A 19,452-nucleotide genomic window follows, 5' to 3' on the forward strand; every position below is an offset into this window, starting at 1 on the left:
TTTTTTTATTTCCCTCATCCAAATACCCCTTTGGCTAATTCGTGCTTTTGGAAGCCGAGCTGTGATCCTAGATTCGATTTCAAATTAAAACCAAGGATTATGAAATCAATACTTAGAACAACGGTCGTTATGTTGCTGATCAGTCTGATGGCCCACGCACAACAATTCGAATTAAAAGGAAAGGTGATCGATGATCTCAGCTTTCCCCTGCCAGGTACCAACATTTATAAGAAAGCGGCCAAAGACGGTGTTCAATCTGATGTTGATGGTAATTACAGCATTGTGGTGCAAGTTGGGGATACCATCCATTTTGCCTATGTTGGTTTTAAAACTCAAAAGCATTTGATCACTGGGAAAATGAATCGATTGGATGTCGCAATGATGATTGACGAAACGGAGCTGGAGGAAGTATTGGTCACTGCCGGTGGTGTCAGAAAGGAGAGTAAAGCCCTAGGGTATGCCGTCAGTGCGGTTTCAGCGGAAGACCTAAGTATTAGACCAGCCGGTGAGGTGGCTCGTGTCTTACAGGGGAAGGCCTCTGGAGTACAGATCACAGCGCAAAGCGGAACGGCGGGTTCGGCAACCAATGTGCAGATCAGGGGTTATTCTTCCATGAGCGGGACTAACCAGGCATTGATCGTAGTAGACGGTATTCCTGTTATTCGGGACGCGAAAAATGCGATAAACAAGCTTTCAGGCAATATTGATGCGAGTGAGTTGATCAACATCGACCCGGATCAAATTGCCGATGTGAACGTATTAAAAGGCATGGCTGCCGCCACACTCTATGGCACAGCTGCAAGAAATGGAGTGATTGTCATTAATACGAAATCTGGTCAGGTAGGCAAGCAACTATCACCGTATTATGACCAGGAATCCTATGCCCGGATCATTGAGAATCAATACAAATATGTCAGTGCCTCCCCCTTGTCAACCTTTTCCATAGACGTGGACAAGGCCGGGTACAGCAATGTCAGGAGAATGATCAACAACGGCCAGGATATCCCGCCAGATGCGGTGAAGCTGGAAGAGATGATCAACTATTTTCAGTACGATTATCCTCAACCGGCTAGTGATGAAGTGTTTTCCATTACGACGGATATCGCCAATTCTCCGTGGAACCCGGATGCAAAGTTGGTCCGTATCGGACTGAAAGGAAAGGAGATCTCACTGGAGCAAGCTCCTGCTTCCAACCTCGTCTTTCTGATCGATGTATCAGGCTCTATGAGTGATCACAATAAGTTGCCCTTGGTGAAAAGATCATTGGAACTATTGGTGAGTAAACTTAGGCCGGCAGATCGGGTCAGTATGGTGGTCTATGCTGGCGCTGCCGGTGTTGTGCTGGAACCAACCACTGGTGATGAGAAACAGGAGATCCTGGATGCCCTGAACAGACTGGAAGCTGGTGGCTCGACAGCTGGTGGAGAAGGAATAGCCTTGGCCTATGAATTGGCTGAGAAACATTTTGTCAAGGATGGCAATAATCGGGTCATCCTCGCCACCGATGGTGATTTCAATGTAGGACCCTCCAGCGACGAGGACATGGAGGACCTGATCGTCAACAAGCGTAAGAGTGGGGTGTTCCTTACCGTTCTAGGATATGGGATGGGAAATTATAAGGATTCAAAAATGGAAACCTTGGCCGATAAAGGAAATGGCAATCACGCCTATATCGATGGCATGCAGGAAGCCAGCCGGGTCTTTGGAACCGAGCTGATGGGAACCATCTACACCATTGCCAAGGATGTGAAGATACAAGTGGAATTCAATCCGGCAAGAGTTCAGGCCTATCGTCTGGTGGGTTACGAGAACAGATTATTGGCTGACGAAGATTTTACCAATGATAAGAAGGACGCCGGCGAGTTGGGCAGTGGCCATACCGTTACTGCTCTTTACGAGTTGATCCCTGTAGGTGTGAAAAGTAAATTGATCCCCTTGCTGGAGCCATTTACTTATACTTCGGGCAAGGAGTCTGCCAACAAAAAGGATTGGTTAACGGTCAAGTTCCGTTATAAGGCGCCGGATGGGGAGAAAAGCAAGTTGCTGGTCCAGGCCCTGGACTCCGAAGCCGTTCCGTTTGAGCAGGCATCAGCTGACTTCCGTTTTGCTGCTTCAGTGGCCTTGTTCGGCATGCAACTGAGGAAGTCCATTTATATTGACCAGCAGAATAGTGACGAGGTGGTTCGCATTGCCCGATCGTCCATCTCTGAGGATCCTGATGGATATCGGGCCGAATTCATCCGGCTTGTAGAGAGTTATCAATAGGGCATAGTTGGGCTAAGTTTACTAAGCGGGAGGATTGTTCCTCCCGCTCTTGTTTTAGTTGTATTTTTAGCTTCAAATTCTCACACTATGAATCGATTTTTCGCGCTTTTGTTGTTTTTAATTTTTGCTTCTACCGGATTCGCCCAAGTGCTTACGGAACGAGATAGGGCCGATCTCAAGGATGAGATACTGGCGGATCGCTTCAATACGCTTTTGCCGGGGCTTATGGACGAAAGTGGAATCGATATGTGGCTGGTCATCTCCAGGGAGTATAATGAGGACCCGGTTATGAAGACCATGCTTCCGGCAAAATGGTTAAACGCCAGACGTCGTACCATCTTGTTGTTCTACCGGAACAAAAGGGCAGGAACAATTGAGAAATTGGCAGTTGCCCGTTACGATGTGGGGAAAAATATCACCTCGGCCTGGGACAAGGAAAAACAGCCCGACCAATGGGCACGACTCGTGGAATTGATCGCCGAGCGAAACCCGGAGAAGATCGGGATCAATTATTCAACTCATTTCGGCTTGGCAGATGGTTTGGTCAAAACCGATTACGAAGAATTGTTGGAAGCCCTGCCTGCCGATCAGGAGGCTCGGCTGGTCTCTGCGGAGAAGCTGGCCATAGGCTGGCTGGAAACCCGTACAGAGATGGAAATGGAGCTATATAACACCCTGGTTCAGATCACCCACGATATCATAGACGAGGCCTTTTCAGATAAGGTGATCACACCCAGCGAAACCACTACCGACGATGTGGTCTGGTGGATGCGCCAAAAAGTAACTGATATGGGGTTGGAGACCTGGTTTCATCCAACAGTGGATATCCAGCGGGACAACGAAGTACTGAAAAGCCAAGTTAATGCATTTTCGAAAGGGAAGGAAGACAAGGTGATCATCCCCGGAGATCTACTCCATTGCGATTTCGGGATCACCTATATTGGATTGAATACTGATTGCCAACAGCACGCCTATGTCTTGCAAGAAGGGGAGAGCAAGGTGCCGGATTTTCTGGCGGCAGCTTTTAAAAAGGGCAACCAGGTTCAGGATTTCTTGACCGATGAGATGAAGACAGGAAGAACAGGGAATGAGATCTTATTATCAGCATTAGAGAATGGGCGAAATGCCGGATTGAGACCTGCCATTTACACCCACCCCTTAGGCACTTATGGTCATAGTGCTGGTACCACTATAGGCATGTGGGATTCCCAAGGCGGGGTGCCTTTTACAGGCGATTATCCCTTGCATCCCAATACGGTCTACGCCATCGAATTGAACACCACCGTGACTATTGATCAATGGAGTAAGGACATCCGGATCATGCTGGAAGAAGCCGGCTTCTACGGTCCTGACGGCTTCCGCTACGTCAATGGGAGACAGCAAGCCATCAAACCGATCAGTTGGAACTGATCAGTCTTTGATCCCTGGCTGCTTCAACTCAAAACCCTCCGCGGCCTTGGCCTCGTCCACCATTTGTTTGACCTGTGCAAGGAGTAGTTTTGCGTCGTAGATGATGCCATCCTTGATGGTATATTTAACGCCTCCAACCCGAACCACTTCATTGTCCTCGGTCAGTTTGATCGCTCCGGTTCCGTAAAGGACTTTGAGGTTTTGCAAGGGGTTTTCCTCAACGATCACAAAGTCTGCCAATTTACCGATTTGCACGGATCCGATCTTGTCGTCCCAGCCAAGGGCTTCGGCCCCATTGAGTGTGGCCGAACGGATCACTTCCAATGGATGGAACCCTGCCTCTCGTAATAATTCGAGTTCCCTGATGTAGGCAAAACCGTATAGTTGGAATATAAACCCAGAGTCTGAACCCGCCGTCACACGTCCACCCCTGTTCTTGTATTCGTTAATAAAGGTCATCCACAAACGGTAGTTCTCTCTCCAGGCAACCTCTTCCTCGGTTCCCCAGAAATGCCAGTAACTTCCATGGCTGATCTTAGAGGGTTGATAAAATCTCCAGAGGGAGGGGAGGGTATAATCTTCATGCCACTCTGCTCTTCGGGCACGTTGAAGATCCCTGCTCGCCTCATAGATATTGAGTGTGGGATCCAAAGTAAAGTCTAGTTCCAGTAATTCGTTCATCACAGCATTCCAATGATCGGAGTAAGGTTCGGCTGCCTGTTTCCATAATCGGCCGGCTTCACCAAAGCGGTGCTGCTCATTCTGATAATTGTAATCCAGTGGATAATCTTGGACCGTACGGTCATCAAATAAAGCTTCTGGTAGGCCATACCAGTGTTCCATGGAAGTTAGACCGGCCCTTGCCGAATGGAGAACGTTCCAGCGGGCAACACTCAGTTGGGCATGATGGCATGCAGAACGCAACCCTAATTTCTTATTTTCGTCCAAGGCAGCAGCCATGATCTCGGGCTCTGCACCAAAGAACTTGATGCCATCGGCTCCATTGGCAGCATTCGCACGAACCCATTCCCTGGCCAGTTCCGGGGTGCTGATAGGAGCGTCATTCAAAGGATTGAAACCGGCAGTGGTCTGGCCAAATCCTGTGTAAGCAAAAACACGAGGTGCGATGATCTCGTTCTTTTCGCTCTTCCGTTTCAGGTCCAAGGTCCAGTCAATTCCCCTGCCCGAAGGTTCGCGAACCGTTGTAATCCCGTGTGCCATCCACAGTTTAAAGACATAATCCCAGTCTGCGCCCTGACCTACCCCGCCAATATGGCCATGCATATCGACAAAACCTGGTAAAAGGTACATGCCAGAAGCATCCAGTTCCTTACCACCTGGTTTGAGTTGAGGTCTTCTTTGCTGGTTGATCGGGACACCGGGATACCCGACCACTTGTATCTTTTTTATCACATTGCCTTCTACAACAATATCTATAGGGCCCCTTGGTGGAGCGCCATCGCCATTAATGAGCATTACTCCTCGGATGATCAACTGATCAAAGGGGCCTTGGCTCACTTCCTGAGCGATCATAAGGGATGTGGCTAGCAGGAATACAGTGACCAGTGCGCGAAAACTTTTCATGGATGGTAGTCTTTTATGAAATTAGGTAGGCAGAAGATACTAATTTCTGACTAGCTATTAATAAGCGGAACCAACCTCATGTCAGTGCACGGTTATTTCTGCATGCGTAAGTATTTGTCTACCGAGTGTTTACCAGAGCCATAGACCAGGAAGAATAAACTCAAAATAAGAGCAACACCAGACAGGATCAGATTGGTTTGATTCATTTCACCAACAAAATTGATGGCAACAGCTCCGATCAGTATGGGTAACTGTGCAACAATTGCCCATCTTGTCAAAAGCCCAAAGGCAATTAGAATCCCACCCACAAAATGAGCAGGGGCAATGTAGTGAATGACGGCCATTTCGCCCGCTACACTTTGCAATGGTTCGAACAGTTTCAGTAGCATCCCCGTGTTGCCCATAAAGTCGATCCCTTTAATAAACAGGAACACACCTAAGGCAACTCGCAGAAGATCCAGCGGATAATAGGTATGGGCGTTGGCCCATTTGTTTAACGATTTAATTGTTTCCATAATCGTATTGCATTGAATTACAATACAAAAGGTACAAAATTTAATAATTAATGTTAAACAAAACTAGGTCCGGGTGATTCTTTTAAGCCCGATAGAGGCGATTAGTCCTACACCTGCAAATGCCATTAGCATCCAGAAAACATCCTGATGACCGGCTTCACCCGGTGAAGCGTCCAGCAAATACCCCATGGCTGGCCCTGCAAATATATCCGGAGTATAACCCACCAGGGAAATCAGACCAACAGCAGTTCCTGTTAGCGCCAATGGGATCATCCCGTCCTGCATGGTTGCAAAGTAAAGCGCGCGCACGCCGTAAACTCCAGTGGCTATGATCAATACAGATGAGAAGAAGAAAGCTGGTAAACTCGGGTCCAGCACCCCACTAGCAAAGATAAAAGCACCGATCAGTGTCAACACAAAGCCAGCAATCAGCCAATTGATCACCCCAGACCTGTCTGCGAGAAAACCAATGGCGATTCCCACAATAGGACGCATATAGAGTAGGATGGTGCCTACCTGGGCGGAATCGATCTCATCGTAGAGCATCACCTCTCTGGCGTAGAGTGAGAATATATCTGTGATCTTGTATCCCACATAGGCACAGAGTATGATCACCATCAGGTACCATACGGAAGGAATTCGCATCACTTGTCTAAATTGGGACCAGCTGATCTTGTTTACGGCATTCTCGTTATCCTCTTGATCTTTCAGTCGCATCCCGAACCAAACAATAAGGCCAATTAGGGCCACCAGGGTAGAACTGCTATAGATCACTTGCCGGAAGGCCATGGCCTGTTCTGCCGGCCCTGTGTCCGCGGTTATGGTCAATCCCAGTATAAAAACTCCCAACGAACCAAAAGCTGCTCCAACCAAGCCGCGTCCGCCATCTAGTAAACCATATGCACGTCCCTGGCTGTTGATCCCTCCCCATTGCCTGGTCGCTTTGATCATCGCCGCCCAAAACAAGAAGATGGTGGTAAAGCCCCAATAACCATAAAGGATCTTCAATTCAAGATAAGTAGGAGAGGAGGCCATCCATAATCCTCCCAGTGCTGTCAAGATCAGGGAAATCCCCATCAATTTGTTGGCTGGGTAGCGATCTGCCAGAGGCCCACCGATCAAATAAGAGACTAGCGCCACGATTCCGTAAATGGAAAAACAAGTACCCAGTTGCAGATTGGTCAACTGGAAAACCTCCAGGACGGTCGGTCGGAATACCCGTGCCAGAACAAAAGGGAGGATAAATACCGCTTCCCCTGCCAATATCAACAGGGTGATCAGATGCCAGGGCTGTCGTTTTGCAGATTGCCCCAAGTCCTATAGTTTTTGAGTCAGGATTGCCAGCATACTTCTTATACCTTCCCGGTAATTACCCAATCTCAGATTCTCATTTGGGCTGTGTTGGTTGTTGTCTCTATTTACAGTAGGGACAGAGACAGCCGGGATATCCAGGGTGACCACAAATGGGGAAATGGGTATGGAGCCACCTGCCAGGCGCTCCATCACTGGGTCCTCCCCGTAGGCATGGATCAAAGCGGCCCTCAACCAGGTTCCTACTTCGCTATCAAAATCGGTGCGGAAGGACTGATATGAAACCTCATAATTGAAAGTGGCAAGTTTGGGATATTTCAGGCGCTGTTCTTTGGTTGGCCAATCTGAAGTCAGGAAATATCCTTGCGATTGGATGTGTTCTTTGATCAGTGCGATCAGTCGTTCCGGGTCCGATTCCAGGACCAGTCGCACATCGATCTCGGCCTTGGCCCAACTGGGAATGATTGTTCTCACTTCCTCATTGATCCAACCAGATTGCATACCCCGAACGTTAAGGGATGGGTATTGAATGGCTTCCTGGTAATACGACCCAACCTGATCGGGCTGGGCTATTTGAAGGCGTTCCCTGATCTCGGTTTCATCATCGGGTACGTCTCTTAGAATTTTGACGGTCTTATTATCTATAGAAATACCGTCGTAGAATCCGGGTATAGTGACCCTGCCAGCCTCGTCTTTCATCGAAGTCAGCAGTCGGGCCAATTTAAAGGCCGGATTGGGTGCGTAGTTGCCGTAATGCCCACTGTGCTGTGGTTTTACCGGACCATGCACCGTAAGCTCGATAGTAGCGATTCCCCTTGCGCCGAAAACCAGGGTCGGCCGGTTGCTGATGTGCATGGGGCCATCAAAGATGACCAACATATCAGCCATTAAGTCGGTTTTGTAATCCTTTACCGACTGGGGTAGGTTGGGTGATCCCAGTTCCTCTTCATAGTCCAGTATCACCTTGAGGTTGTAGCTCGGTTCTAGTTTCTGTTCATCCATCGCATCGATGGCAGAAAGGAACATGGCCACAGGTCCTTTAGCGTCGCTGGCAGCCCGGGCAAAAACACGCCAGTCGTCCTGATAATTGGCTATGCGTTCCCAGGAGATAATCTCCCATTCTTCCCCTTTGGGCTGTTTAAGTACCGGATCGTAAGGACTTGGTTGAAACCAACGGGTAGAATCGACGGGTTGACCGTCCATTTGCAGGTATACCAGTACGGTCTTATCAGCTCCTTCAAAATTACGCTCTGCGAGGACTAAAGGAACAGTGGGCGTTTTTAAGCGTTTGGTGCTAAATCCGCGTTGGGAAAAGACCTTTTCAGTCCAAAGGACATTGGGTTCTATATGGCCAGGTTGCATGGCATCGTTTGGTATGCTGAGCACTTCTTTCAGCAATTCGAAAGAATTTAGCGCGTATTGACTGGCTAATTGCTCGATCTGCGAAGGTGAAAGCGATTGAGCTGCTGAGGTCAGGGAAAACAGTATTCCTGTGACCAGTAGGAAAGAGCGCATAGGGTTGTTTTGGCTAAAGGTATCAAAAACCGATATCGATATCAAACCGTATCCGCTGTCCGGTCTCCAGGAATGGACCGTATGGGACCAACTGCTCTACGGCGAAGTACCGGGTGTTGACCTTGATCTGATCTGAGATCATATAGCCAGCCATCAATTCTAGTCCACGGTAATTGGTTAAGCGGCCGTCAGGAGAATCTGCGAACGAATAATCCCAACGGGCCCAGTCGTTTTGAGCAAAGTAATCCACTGCGGAAAAGCGTTCCAATTCTTGCAAGGTGATCCTGAACTTCCAGTCCCCTTTTTTCTTCAGTTTACCCACCCGGGCACTAATGACCCAGCCTGTGCGCTGGTCCTGAAGATTGTTTGGGATGGAGTCGTTCTTGGTGTATTCCTGTAAATTGTGATAATAGTCTAGCTCGACCCCGACTATCGGTTTTTCGAGTAAGTCGACCCGTCCACCAAGATGCAGTATGGAGTAGTCTACGGTATAGGTCCCACCCCCGTCTGGGATGTCGGGTAAAGCGTGGAAATAGTAGAAACCCGGGAAAAGGGTCAATCGCTTATTCCAATGTTTACTCACGGCTTGTATGCCTTGAAAATAGCTGTCTTCATCCAATCCGCCATTGTTGAAAATGGCAATGAAGTGCCCGGTATTTCCGCCCAGTTCATCGATCCAATTTCCGGATACAGGCCACATTCCTCTTAAGGCGACTCCTTCTGGATAGACATGGTCACTCCAGAACAATTCGTTCTGTTTCTCAAAAGGAAAGGTGTTTTTTCCTGCCCAGATGCGTATTCCGCCGGTAACGTATTGGCCATAGGCTTTCTCCAGGAAAATTGGCAGGGTTCCAAATTCATTAAAGGCATAACCAAGGGTCAACTGGGGGTCTTGTTGTTTCCTGCCAAATCCAGTCCTTAAGCGCGCGCCGATCTCCCAATTGGAATCCAAGTGGTAGGTGCCGCCAAACCGGACCCGGTAGCGAAGACGGGTCCTGTTATCCCTGTAAGACCCATCACTTTTGCGGGAATCCCAGTCAGGTTCTACGCGGAATCTAAAATCGCCGGTCCATGTAAATTTTTGCTGAGTGCTATCGGTCTGGGCTAAGGCCATAACCGGGAACAATAGTGATAGAGCGAGCAGTAGGGCTCTGAGTATACTCATTAGTTGGTAATTCTGCCGCAAAGTATAAAGGTCATTTCAACCGAAAAATGACATTTGTCGCCTTACATGGCGTAGAAGGAATCGGACTCCAGTGGATCAGGTTGACCAGGAAGGTCAAGTAATTGCCGGATGTTGCGATCAATGGCGGTAGAGATGGTAGACATGGCGGTGTCGTTAGGCCGGTTTTCGAATGGGTCTTGAAGGCCTAGTGCCGTTTTTTCGAGCATGAAAAAAGGCAGGGCGATGATCACTACAAGTGGTACTTCAAAGATGGTGTGTATCAGACCAGTAATAGCGATATCCAGCGTACCAATAAAGATGTAGATAAAGAAGTGTAAAAATAGCCGGTACTTCTTAGGGAATACCGTGTTCTTGATCCGTTCTGCCATTCCCATGGATGCGGTCAATCGGACCAAGGTCTCATCTATTTGAACCTGCTGATACGCATTCAGCTTATCTTCTGCCCTCAATTGATTGACGCGCTTTGCAATGGCCACATGGATACCCAAAGGGATATTGTCCTGTTTCACGATCTTGGACCATTCGGAATCTGGAATCAAATCTTCAGCCTGCTGAGCCGGTGGAAGTTTTCTCAACGCATTGGCCAGGCTGTAGCACCAGGCAATCTGTAATTGACCGATCTCCCGGACCAGCTTGTTTTCTGGTTCGTCCGTAAATTCGATCAGCTGGACGATCAAGCTCCTGGAGTCGTTTACTATGGCACCCCAGATCTTTCTTGCTTCCCACCAACGGTCATAGGACTGGTTCAGTTTGAAAGACAGAACCAGGGTGATTGCTGTACCCAGGAAGGCCGGTATGGAAATGGGGAAGTCGTATTCGATATTGAAGTAGTTGGTCACAAAGGTCATGGCAGATGAGACCAAAAGAACTATCAACAGATCAACCTTGGCCAGGTTGAAGAGGTAGCGAAGCGGTATTCGTTTTTCGAGTATCAAATAATTAGAATTTCCAGACTATGAAGATAGAAATTACACCTGAATGACACCAAGATTAAAGGGTTTTTCGATGGGGGATTGGTTGGCCGCCTCTATGCCCATTGAGATCCATTTACGGGTATCCAAGGGGTCGATCACTGCATCTGTCCATATCCGGGCCGCTGCATAATAAGGTGAGATCTGGTTGTCGTATCGGGCCTTGATCTTGTTGTAAAGCTCCTCCTCTTCTTTGGGGTCTATGGTCTTCCCCGCCTTCTTCAAGGAGGCTGTCTCTATTTGGAGCAGCACCTTGGCTGCACTCTTGCCACTCATTACGGCCAATTCGGCACTCGGCCAGGCTGCGATCAGCCTTGGGTCGTATGCCTTGCCGCACATGGCATAGTTTCCTGCCCCATAGGAGTTACCAATAACAATGGTAAACTTAGGGACCACCGAATTGCTTACCGCATTCACCATTTTGGCCCCATCCTTAATGATGCCGCCATGTTCACTTTTACTACCTACCATAAAGCCGGTTACGTCCTGAAGGAAGACTAAGGGGATCTTCTTTTGGTTACAATTGGCAATGAAACGGGTAGCCTTGTCGGCACTGTCGCTGTAGATTACTCCGCCAAATTGCATTTCTCCTTTCTTTGTCTTGACCACCTTTCTTTGGTTGGCGACTATACCCACAGACCAGCCATCGATCCTGGCATAGGCACAAATAATGGTCTTTCCATAGCCTTCCTTGTACTGTTGGAAGTCGGAATTATCAACCAAGCGTTTGATGATCTCTAACATATCGTATTGGTCTCCGCGGGAGCGAGGAAGTATTCCGAAGATATCCTCCGGTTTTTCCTTGGGTTTAATGGCTTCTACACGATCAAATCCGGCTTGCTCGGGCTCACCAATTCGTCCCATGATATTGCGAATGGTCTCCAATGCATCCTTATCGTCCTTCGCTTTATAGTCCGTCACACCGCTGATCTCGCAGTGGGTAGTGGCTCCACCCAGAGTCTCGTTATCTATGCTTTCACCTATGGCAGCTTTAACCAGGTAACTGCCGGCCAGGAAGATACTGCCGGTCTTGTCCACGATCAAAGCTTCATCACTCATGATCGGGAGATAGGCGCCCCCGGCCACACAGCTGCCCATTACGGCAGCTATCTGAGTGATCCCCATGCTGCTCATTACTGCATTATTTCTAAAGATCCGCCCAAAGTGTTCTTTGTCTGGGAAGATCTCGTCCTGCATAGGGAGATATACCCCCGCACTGTCTACCAAGTAGATGATAGGGAGTCGGTTTTCCATGGCGATCTCCTGGGCCCTCAGGTTCTTTTTGCCGGTGATCGGGAACCAGGCACCTGCCTTTACCGTAGCATCGTTGGCAACCACCACACACAATCGTTTTTGGACATAGCCTATCACAATTACCACACCTCCACTGGGGCATCCTCCGTGTTCCTGGTACATCTCATCCCCTGCAAAGGCTCCGATCTCTATCCTTTTGGATCCTTGGTCTAGTAAATGATCAATGCGTTCTCTGGCGGTGAGTTTTCCCTTCTCGTGATGCTTGTCTATCCTTTTTTGTCCTCCACCCAATTTGACCTGGGCCAGGCGTTTCTTAAGGTCGCTGAGTTGTAATCTATTGTGATCTTCGTTCTTATTGAAGTTGAGGTCCATGGGCCGTTGCTGATTTGTTCAAAAATACGAATTGCCCTTCATAATTGAGCGCCGATTCAGCCGAGTTGATATTTTATCAGAATTCCAATAATCCCCTGACGCTAAAGGCAAAAGATAAATGTGATAAATTCCCGATATTTGCTCTCCTCGCGCTACTCATTATAATTCGCGGCGCGTGTTTCAAACTAATCCATTATGATGAATAAAAATACCGTTCTTGCCTGGGCCACCTTTATAATGATCCTGGTGGGACTGGGTCTGATTGCATTAGGCGCCTTTAAGTATGACGATGTAGCAGGTTGGGGATTTGCAGCGGTTGGGATCGGATTCTTTGCCATTGCCTGGGTCTTTAATGCCCTTAAGGGGCGGGTTTAATCCTATTCTTTAATTATGTCAGACGATAAGAAGATCATCTTTTCCATGTCTGGGGTCTCCAAGACCTATCCATCGGCCCAGACACCGGTTATCAAAAATATTTACCTCAGTTTCTTTTACGGCGCCAAGATCGGCATCTTAGGACTGAACGGTAGTGGTAAATCAACCTTGCTTAAGATCATTGCCGGGGTTGATACCAATTACCAAGGCGATGTGGTTTTCTCTCCTGGATACTCTGTTGGATACCTGGAGCAGGAGCCCCAACTGGACGAATCCAAGACGGTCATCGATATCGTCAAGGAAGGCGTTCAGGAAGTGGTTGATGTATTGGATGAATACAACAAAATAAACGATATGTTCGGGCTGCCCGAGGTGTATGAGGATGCAGACAAAATGCAGGAACTGATGGACAAGCAGGCTGCCTTGCAGGATAAGATCGACGCTACCAATGCCTGGGAGTTGGACACCAAACTGGAGATCGCCATGGATGCGCTAAGGACTCCGGAACCGGATAAACCAATATCGGTACTTTCTGGAGGAGAGCGACGACGCGTAGCCTTGTGCAGATTGCTTCTGCAGGAGCCTGATGTGCTGTTATTGGACGAGCCTACCAACCACTTGGATGCTGAAAGTGTTCATTGGCTGGAGCACCATCTTTCTCAGTACAAGGGAACGGTGATCGCCGTTACTCACGACCGCTATTTCCTGGATAATGTAGCGGGTTGGATCTTGGAGTTGGACAGGGGAGAGGGTATACCCTGGAAAGGGAACTATTCCTCTTGGCTGGACCAGAAAGCCAAGCGCCTCGCCCAGGAACAGAAACAAGCCAGTAAACGGCAAAAGACTTTGGAGAGAGAGTTGGAATGGGTTAGAATGGCGCCCAAAGGTCGTCAATCCAAACAAAAGGCCCGTTTGAGCAATTACGATAAACTGTTGAGTCAGGATCAGAAACAGCTGGACGAGAAGCTGGAGATCTACATCCCGAATGGACCCCGCTTGGGGACCAATGTGATAGAGGCCAATGGGGTGGCCAAGGCTTATGGCGAAAAATTGCTATACGAGGACCTCAATTTCAAATTGCCCCAGGCTGGGATAGTTGGGATCATTGGTCCAAACGGAGCCGGTAAGACAACAATCTTTAGAATGATCATGGGCGAAGAGACTCCGGACAAGGGTAGCTTTGACGTTGGAGAGACTGCCAAGATCGCTTATGTGGATCAATCTCATTCCAATATTGATTCCAACAAGACCATTTGGGAGAATTTCTCCGATGGACAGGAGCTGATTATGATGGGTGGTCGTCAAGTGAATTCTAGGGCCTATCTAAGTAGATTCAACTTTAGTGGTTCTGAACAGAACAAGAAAGTCTCTATGCTTTCCGGTGGAGAACGCAACCGCTTACACCTGGCCATGACCTTAAAAGAAGAAGGTAATGTGTTACTTTTAGATGAGCCGACTAACGATCTTGACGTCAACACATTACGCGCGTTAGAGGAAGGGCTTGAAAATTTTGCTGGCTGTGCCGTGATCATTTCCCACGATCGATGGTTCCTGGACCGGATCTGTACGCACATCTTAGCCTTTGAAGGGGATAGTCAGGTCTATTTCTTCGAGGGAGGATTCAGCGATTACGAGGAGAACAAGAAGAAACGCCTGGGAGGAGACCTGCTCCCAAAACGCATCAAGTACAAGAAATTGATCCGCTAATGGCATTGAACGGGATAAAGGCAATTGCCTTTGATGCGGACGATACGCTCTGGGTAAACGAGCCCTTCTTCAGGCAGGCAGAGGAAGAATTCTGCGAGTTGATGAAGGATTATCTCCCGTCAGAAGAATGCAACAAGTTACTCTTCGACATTGAGATGCAGAACCTTCCGTTATATGGCTATGGGATCAAACCATTTACCCTTTCTCTGATCGAAGCCGCGATCCGATTCTCCAATGGTCAGGTTCCTATTGAACGTCTTAACGTACTGATAGAGCGCGGGAAGAAAATGCTGCAGGAGCCCATCGAGCTAATCGATGGGATAGAGGAGACCTTAAAGGCTCTAGCCCCTAATTATCGCTTGGTCATGGCGACAAAAGGAGATCTGCTGGACCAGGAAAGAAAGCTAATCAAATCTGGTCTTGAGCCTTATTTTCACCACATAGAGATCGTTTCGGATAAAACAGAGAATCAATATCGGAAACTAGTCAGTCACCTGGACATCAGACCGGAGGAATTCCTGATGGTCGGTAACTCGGTGAAAAGCGACATTTTACCGGTTCTCAACATTGAATCCTATGCCTTTCACATTCCCTTCCACACCACCTGGGTCCATGAGTTGGTGGATGGAAGCATTGATCATCCCCGGTTCCGGGAGCTGTCCAATGCCCGGGAGATGCTGGAATTACTGTAGTTAATAACCGATCAAATCGATACAATACCGCTATAATCATGAAGAAGTTCCTTTTTCTCGTTGCCTTTTGCTTATTTACCAGTTACCTCAGCGCACAGTTACAATCCGACTTCGATTATTTGGATGTTTTCCAACTGGAATACGCCAATGATCCCCAGATCTCTCCAGACGGAAACTATGTGGTCTATCGCAGAATGGGCTATGACATCATGAAAGATAGATCGGTGGGAAGCCTATGGGTGATCAGTACCACAGATCCCACGATTCATCACAAACTAACGGCAAGAGACGCTAGTGAAAGCCAGGCCCGATGGTCTCCCGATGGGAAGAAGATAGCCTTTGTGAGCAGCACGGAGAACGGCAGTGAGATCTATCTGTATTGGACAGATACCGGTGCTGTAGCTCGACTCACGCAATTGCCAGCTAGTCCTGGGAATTTGGCTTGGTCTCCCAATGGCCGGAGAATTGCCTTTACCATGAAGGTGGAAGCCAAACCACCTGTAATAGCCAAGATTCCGGCTAAACCCAAAGGTGCCAAATGGGCCGCTGCTCCAAGGATCACAGATCGGCTAAAGCATGAGGCGGATGGGGCAGGCTATATCAAACCTGGCTTTACCCACATCTTTACAATCTCCTCAGAGGGTGGTGCACCCCGCCAGTTGACCTCCGGAGATTTCAATCATGGCGGCTCGCTATCCTGGTCGTCCAACAGCTATAAAGTATTCTTCTCTGCCAATCGCAGCGAAGATTGGGAATACGACTTCAGGAATTCTGAGGTTTATGCCTTCAATACGCAAACCTGGTTATACGAGACCTTCACAGATAGGAACGGCCCCGATGCAGCGCCCATGGCATCCCCGGACGGAAGCTATGTTGCTTACATCGGCTTTGAGGACAAGGTACAGACCTATCAAACCAGGAAGCTGAACCTGATGCACGCTGACGGATCGAACAAGCAGGTACTTTCTTCCAACTTGGATCGAAGCATAAGCAGGGCCAAGTGGTCTGGTGATGGTCAAGGATTGTATGTGCAGTACAACGACCTCGGCCTGACCAAGATCGGTTATATGGACCTCAGTGGAAATCTCACAGAACTGGTAAGCAATGTGGGTGGTACGACCATTGGCAGACCTTATGCTAGTGGTGCCTTTAGTGTTGCAAAGAATGGGAAAGTAGCATATACTGTTTCCTATCCCGATCGGCCTGCCGATGTTGCCATTTATGACCCCGCTACGGGAACAGCAAAGGATCTGACCAACCTGAATGGTGATCTGATGGACTATCGAAACATGGGTATGGTGCAGGAGATCAATTATAAATCCTCCTATGACGGCAGGGAACTGCAGGGTTGGATCGTTTATCCGCCTAAATATGAAAAGCGAAAGAGCTACCCCTTGATCGTGGAGAATCACGGCGGTCCGATACTGAACTATGGTCCACATTTCTCGGCAGAGATGCAATTGTATGCTGCCAAGGGCTATGCCGTTTTCTATCCAAACCCGCGAGGAAGTACCAGTTACGGGGAAGAATTCGGAAATCTGCTGTACAACAATTACCCGGGTCAGGATTATAACGATGTGATGGATGGGGTTGACGCTGTAATGGAGAAGATGAAGATCGACAAAGACCGATTGTATGTGACCGGTGGGAGTGCAGGTGGTATCATGACCGCCTGGATCGTTGGCAAGACCAACCGTTTTCGAGCCGCTGTGGTGGCCAAGCCAGTCATGAACTGGATCTCCAAAACCTTGGTGGCAGATAACTATTACGGCTATGCTAATTCCCGTTATCCCGGCCAGCCCTGGGAGAATTTTGAGGGTTACTGGAAGTTCTCGCCCATATCCCTGGTTGGAAATGTAGAAACACCAACTATGGTTATGGTAGGGATGAACGACCTAAGAACTCCTCCAAGTGAGGCGAAGCAACTCTATCACGCCCTGAAACTGCGTAAGATAGAGACTGTGCTGGTCGAGATACCTGAGGCTTCTCATGGGATCGCCAACCGACCGTCCAACCTGATCGCCAAGGTGGCACATACCTTGGCCTGGTTCGAGAAATACAAATGATGATGCGCTTTCTCGCATTATGTATGATATGGGCACTGGTCTCCTGCGGGGATTCGCCCCCGGAACCCTATCCTCTTCCTGAGAATGCAATGAATTTGATTGCGGGGGATAGTGCAAAGACCTGGATGTTGGCCAAAAGGATCAATGGTAAGGTCCGCATGAACATGGGCGATTGCTTTCTGCACTACCGACAAACCTACCTCCAGAATGGGTCGGTTTCCGATAACAATTCTAAAGCGAAGGATTGTGGCCCAAGCTTGGTAGGTCAGTGGGAGATCACGACCACAGAAAAAGGGAATTCTTATATCAAGATCACCAGTGCCCTAATCCCAGAATTGCTGAATATTGAGGAGGATCACAAATTCTTTCAGATCCGTTATCTCTCTGAAGATTCCTTAGTGCTCAAGTTCTCTCACAATCAATTCGGAAAAAAACAGTGGATAACCGACTACCTGGTAACCGAGAGCGTTGATGTTCCGGACCGGGATTTTCACCACTAAAGGGATTATTTAAATTTCCCAATAAAAAAACACAATTGCTAAAGTTTCTCTTCCAATAATTGGGTCATGGAGGCCTCGGCTGTGTTTGCTGCATTTACAATCTCCGTTGCTCGAGTCAACAGATCCTCTGCCTTTTTACGATCCTTCAGATCTTTAGCATTGATCTTTACATTGAAGTATGCTCCAAGAACCGCAGCCCGTGCACAGAGAATGCCTACTCCGGCATCGGATAGTGAATTCTGGAGTCCATCTTGGGCCATTGCCTGCATCACTTCCATGGAGGCGAGGGCTGTTTCCATCACCTTAAGCGGTACTTCTGTGGCGTAAAGGGTCGCAGCTTCAATGGCTTTCGCTCGCTTGGCCTTTTCCGCATCGCTGTCCTTAGGCATGCGAAATGCATCGATGATCTTATTAAAGGCATGGGTGTCCTCATCCACCAAGGCCAGCAGTTGCTCTTTATACCCTTGTCCTTTCACAGCCCAGTCCGAGTAAAGTTCCCATTTGTCGTCCCATCCGGGTTTATGAGCAGATAAGTTAGCCACCATTGTCCCCAGCGAGACTCCAAGTGTCCCTACATAGGCCGCAATGGAACCTCCTCCAGGAGCCATGGATTCACTGGCCGTTTCATCAGCAAAATCCGTAAGGGTCATTCCGACTAACCCCTTGGAAGTATCGGCAATCTTGTATTCAATGATCTTTTCTTGGGGATCAAAAGGCTTAAGATCGTCCAGTCCTAGAGACTTCACAGCGATCTTGATCTTTTCGGATTCTGCTATTCCTAATGAGCGCCCCTGCTTGATCAGAAAATAATCCGCAGCGTCCAGCATGGCCTTCAGCGGAACCAGCCCAACCAGTTCCGATCCTGTAACGCGCAAGCCCCTTTCCGTGGCCGCCTTGCAGGTCTCATCAAAAGCTACATGCATGGAAGTAATGGAAATATTGGTCAGGTTATAGGAGATCTGCGCAATTCCGTATTCCTCAATATACCAACCAATGCCCTTAACGGCCTTCAATTTACCCGGCACCCGTACTGGTTCTCCTTGCGAATCCAGCACTTTCTTACCAGTGATCGGGTTTCCTTCTCGTTTAATTCGACCGGCCTCACGAATGTCAAATGCGATAGCGTTAGCCCGACGGGTAGAGGTGGTGTTGAGATTAACATTGTAGGCAATCAGGAAATCCCTGGCCGAAATAGCTGTGGCACCTGTTGAAGCTACATGCTCATTGAATTCCGCAGGCCCAAAATCGGGTTTCCAGACGGGATCGGTCAATTTCTTCGCTAGGCCCTCATATTCCCCGGCCCTGCAATTGGCCAGGTTACGTCGTTCCTCGCTGCTTGCAGCGTTCTCGTAGAAGTAACCTGGAATTCCCAACTCTTCGCCAACTCGTTTACCCAGTTTATGAGCATACTGCGCTGTTTCTTCCATGCTAATATTGGCAATCGGGATAAGGGGACAAACATCTGTGGCCCCAAAACGCGGATGCTCTCCTTGATGATTTCGCATATCGATCAGTTCTGAGGCTCTGCTAATTAGCCGAAATGCGGCTTCTATAACCGGTTCCGGTTCTCCTACGAAAGTGATCACGGTCCTGTTCGTGGCCTGGCCGGGATCCACATCCAACAGCCTTACGCCCTCTACGGTTTCCACGACAGCAGTGATTTGATCGATCTTTTCCAGATCTCTTCCTTCACTGATGTTGGGAACGCATTCTATGAGTTGTTTCATGA

15 protein-coding genes are annotated in these 19,452 nt (G+C 48.5%); 7 read left to right on the top strand and 8 right to left on the bottom strand.

Annotated elements, in window-relative coordinates:
• Nucleotides 1-99: 99 nt before the first annotated feature.
• Nucleotides 100-2,265, top strand: a complete 2,166-nt coding sequence (locus BST85_RS03615; protein WP_104812008.1) for a VWA domain-containing protein — start codon at nt 100-102, stop codon at nt 2,263-2,265.
• Nucleotides 2,266-2,352: 87 nt separating this feature from the next.
• Nucleotides 2,353-3,675, top strand: a complete 1,323-nt coding sequence (locus BST85_RS03620) for a M24 family metallopeptidase (protein ID WP_104812009.1) — start codon at nt 2,353-2,355, stop codon at nt 3,673-3,675.
• Here the strand turns inward: BST85_RS03620 and BST85_RS03625 are convergent, their stop codons facing one another.
• The 7 genes from BST85_RS03625 to BST85_RS03655 form a co-directional block, all read right to left on the bottom strand.
• Nucleotides 3,676-5,208: an amidohydrolase family protein gene (locus BST85_RS03625; protein ID WP_425427909.1), complete on the bottom strand. Its 1,533-nt coding sequence runs from the start codon at nt 5,206-5,208 to the stop codon at nt 3,676-3,678.
• Between the two features lie 143 nt (nt 5,209-5,351).
• On the bottom strand, nt 5,352-5,774 hold the full coding sequence (locus BST85_RS03630) for a DoxX family protein (protein WP_104812011.1): 423 nt from the start codon (nt 5,772-5,774) through the stop codon (nt 5,352-5,354).
• 63 nt (nt 5,775-5,837) lie between these two features.
• On the bottom strand, nt 5,838-7,088 hold the full coding sequence (locus tag BST85_RS03635; RefSeq protein ID WP_104812012.1) for an MFS transporter: 1,251 nt from the start codon (nt 7,086-7,088) through the stop codon (nt 5,838-5,840).
• 3 nt (nt 7,089-7,091) lie between these two features.
• A complete protein-coding gene (locus BST85_RS03640; protein ID WP_104812013.1) occupies nt 7,092-8,600 on the bottom strand; it encodes a M20/M25/M40 family metallo-hydrolase in 1,509 nt (502 codons plus the stop codon).
• A gap of 22 nt (nt 8,601-8,622) precedes the next feature.
• A complete protein-coding gene (locus tag BST85_RS03645) occupies nt 8,623-9,765 on the bottom strand; it encodes a putative porin (RefSeq protein ID WP_104812014.1) in 1,143 nt (380 codons plus the stop codon).
• Nucleotides 9,766-9,827: 62 nt separating this feature from the next.
• Entirely contained in the window at nt 9,828-10,721 is an 894-nt protein-coding gene (locus BST85_RS03650; RefSeq protein WP_104812015.1) for a bestrophin family protein, read from the bottom strand.
• Between the two features lie 33 nt (nt 10,722-10,754).
• Entirely contained in the window at nt 10,755-12,383 is a 1,629-nt protein-coding gene (locus BST85_RS03655) for an acyl-CoA carboxylase subunit beta (protein ID WP_104812016.1), read from the bottom strand.
• Nucleotides 12,384-12,581: 198 nt separating this feature from the next.
• Here BST85_RS03655 and BST85_RS03660 point away from each other — a divergent pair, with 198 nt between their 5' ends.
• The 5 genes from BST85_RS03660 to BST85_RS03680 are packed head-to-tail and all read left to right on the top strand — an operon-like array spanning nt 12,582 to nt 17,723.
• Entirely contained in the window at nt 12,582-12,758 is a 177-nt protein-coding gene (locus BST85_RS03660; protein WP_245917714.1) for a CAL67264 family membrane protein, read from the top strand.
• 15 nt (nt 12,759-12,773) lie between these two features.
• Nucleotides 12,774-14,465: an energy-dependent translational throttle protein EttA gene (ettA, locus tag BST85_RS03665; RefSeq protein WP_104812018.1), complete on the top strand. Its 1,692-nt coding sequence runs from the start codon at nt 12,774-12,776 to the stop codon at nt 14,463-14,465.
• Nucleotides 14,465-15,157, top strand: a complete 693-nt coding sequence (locus BST85_RS03670) for an HAD family hydrolase (protein ID WP_104812019.1) — start codon at nt 14,465-14,467, stop codon at nt 15,155-15,157. Before ettA ends, BST85_RS03670 begins: the two co-directional genes overlap by 1 nt.
• Nucleotides 15,158-15,195: 38 nt before the next feature.
• Entirely contained in the window at nt 15,196-17,223 is a 2,028-nt protein-coding gene (locus tag BST85_RS03675) for a S9 family peptidase (protein WP_104812020.1), read from the top strand.
• 2 nt (nt 17,224-17,225) lie between these two features.
• Nucleotides 17,226-17,723, top strand: coding sequence for a hypothetical protein (locus BST85_RS03680; protein WP_146090637.1), 498 nt, complete (start codon nt 17,226-17,228; stop codon nt 17,721-17,723).
• A gap of 38 nt (nt 17,724-17,761) precedes the next feature.
• On the opposite strand, the gene ftcD is transcribed toward BST85_RS03680, so the two are convergent.
• Nucleotides 17,762-19,450, bottom strand: a complete 1,689-nt coding sequence (ftcD, locus tag BST85_RS03685) for a glutamate formimidoyltransferase (protein ID WP_104812022.1) — start codon at nt 19,448-19,450, stop codon at nt 17,762-17,764.
• Between the last annotated feature and the right edge of the window lie 2 nt (nt 19,451-19,452).

Origin of the sequence: Aureitalea marina (genome assembly GCF_002943755.1) — a bacterium.
Classification (GTDB): Bacteria; Bacteroidota; Bacteroidia; order Flavobacteriales; family Flavobacteriaceae; genus Aureitalea; species Aureitalea marina.

What these genes read in the sequence shown, in the direction of transcription:
- BST85_RS03615 (WP_104812008.1), top strand. Translation starts at nt 100, where the DNA reads ATGAAATCAATACTTAGAACAACGGTCGTTATGTTGCTGATCAGTCTG.
- BST85_RS03620 (WP_104812009.1), top strand. Translation starts at nt 2,353, where the DNA reads ATGAATCGATTTTTCGCGCTTTTGTTGTTTTTAATTTTTGCTTCTACC.
- BST85_RS03625 (WP_425427909.1), bottom strand. Translation starts at nt 5,208, where the DNA reads ATGATCGCTCAGGAAGTGAGCCAAGGCCCCTTTGATCAGTTGATCATC.
- BST85_RS03630 (WP_104812011.1), bottom strand. Translation starts at nt 5,774, where the DNA reads ATGGAAACAATTAAATCGTTAAACAAATGGGCCAACGCCCATACCTAT.
- BST85_RS03640 (WP_104812013.1), bottom strand. Translation starts at nt 8,600, where the DNA reads ATGCGCTCTTTCCTACTGGTCACAGGAATACTGTTTTCCCTGACCTCA.
- BST85_RS03645 (WP_104812014.1), bottom strand. Translation starts at nt 9,765, where the DNA reads ATGAGTATACTCAGAGCCCTACTGCTCGCTCTATCACTATTGTTCCCG.
- BST85_RS03655 (WP_104812016.1), bottom strand. Translation starts at nt 12,383, where the DNA reads ATGGACCTCAACTTCAATAAGAACGAAGATCACAATAGATTACAACTC.
- BST85_RS03660 (WP_245917714.1), top strand. Translation starts at nt 12,582, where the DNA reads ATGAATAAAAATACCGTTCTTGCCTGGGCCACCTTTATAATGATCCTG.
- ettA (WP_104812018.1), top strand. Translation starts at nt 12,774, where the DNA reads ATGTCAGACGATAAGAAGATCATCTTTTCCATGTCTGGGGTCTCCAAG.
- BST85_RS03670 (WP_104812019.1), top strand. Translation starts at nt 14,465, where the DNA reads ATGGCATTGAACGGGATAAAGGCAATTGCCTTTGATGCGGACGATACG.
- BST85_RS03675 (WP_104812020.1), top strand. Translation starts at nt 15,196, where the DNA reads ATGAAGAAGTTCCTTTTTCTCGTTGCCTTTTGCTTATTTACCAGTTAC.
- BST85_RS03680 (WP_146090637.1), top strand. Translation starts at nt 17,226, where the DNA reads ATGCGCTTTCTCGCATTATGTATGATATGGGCACTGGTCTCCTGCGGG.
- ftcD (WP_104812022.1), bottom strand. Translation starts at nt 19,450, where the DNA reads ATGAAACAACTCATAGAATGCGTTCCCAACATCAGTGAAGGAAGAGAT.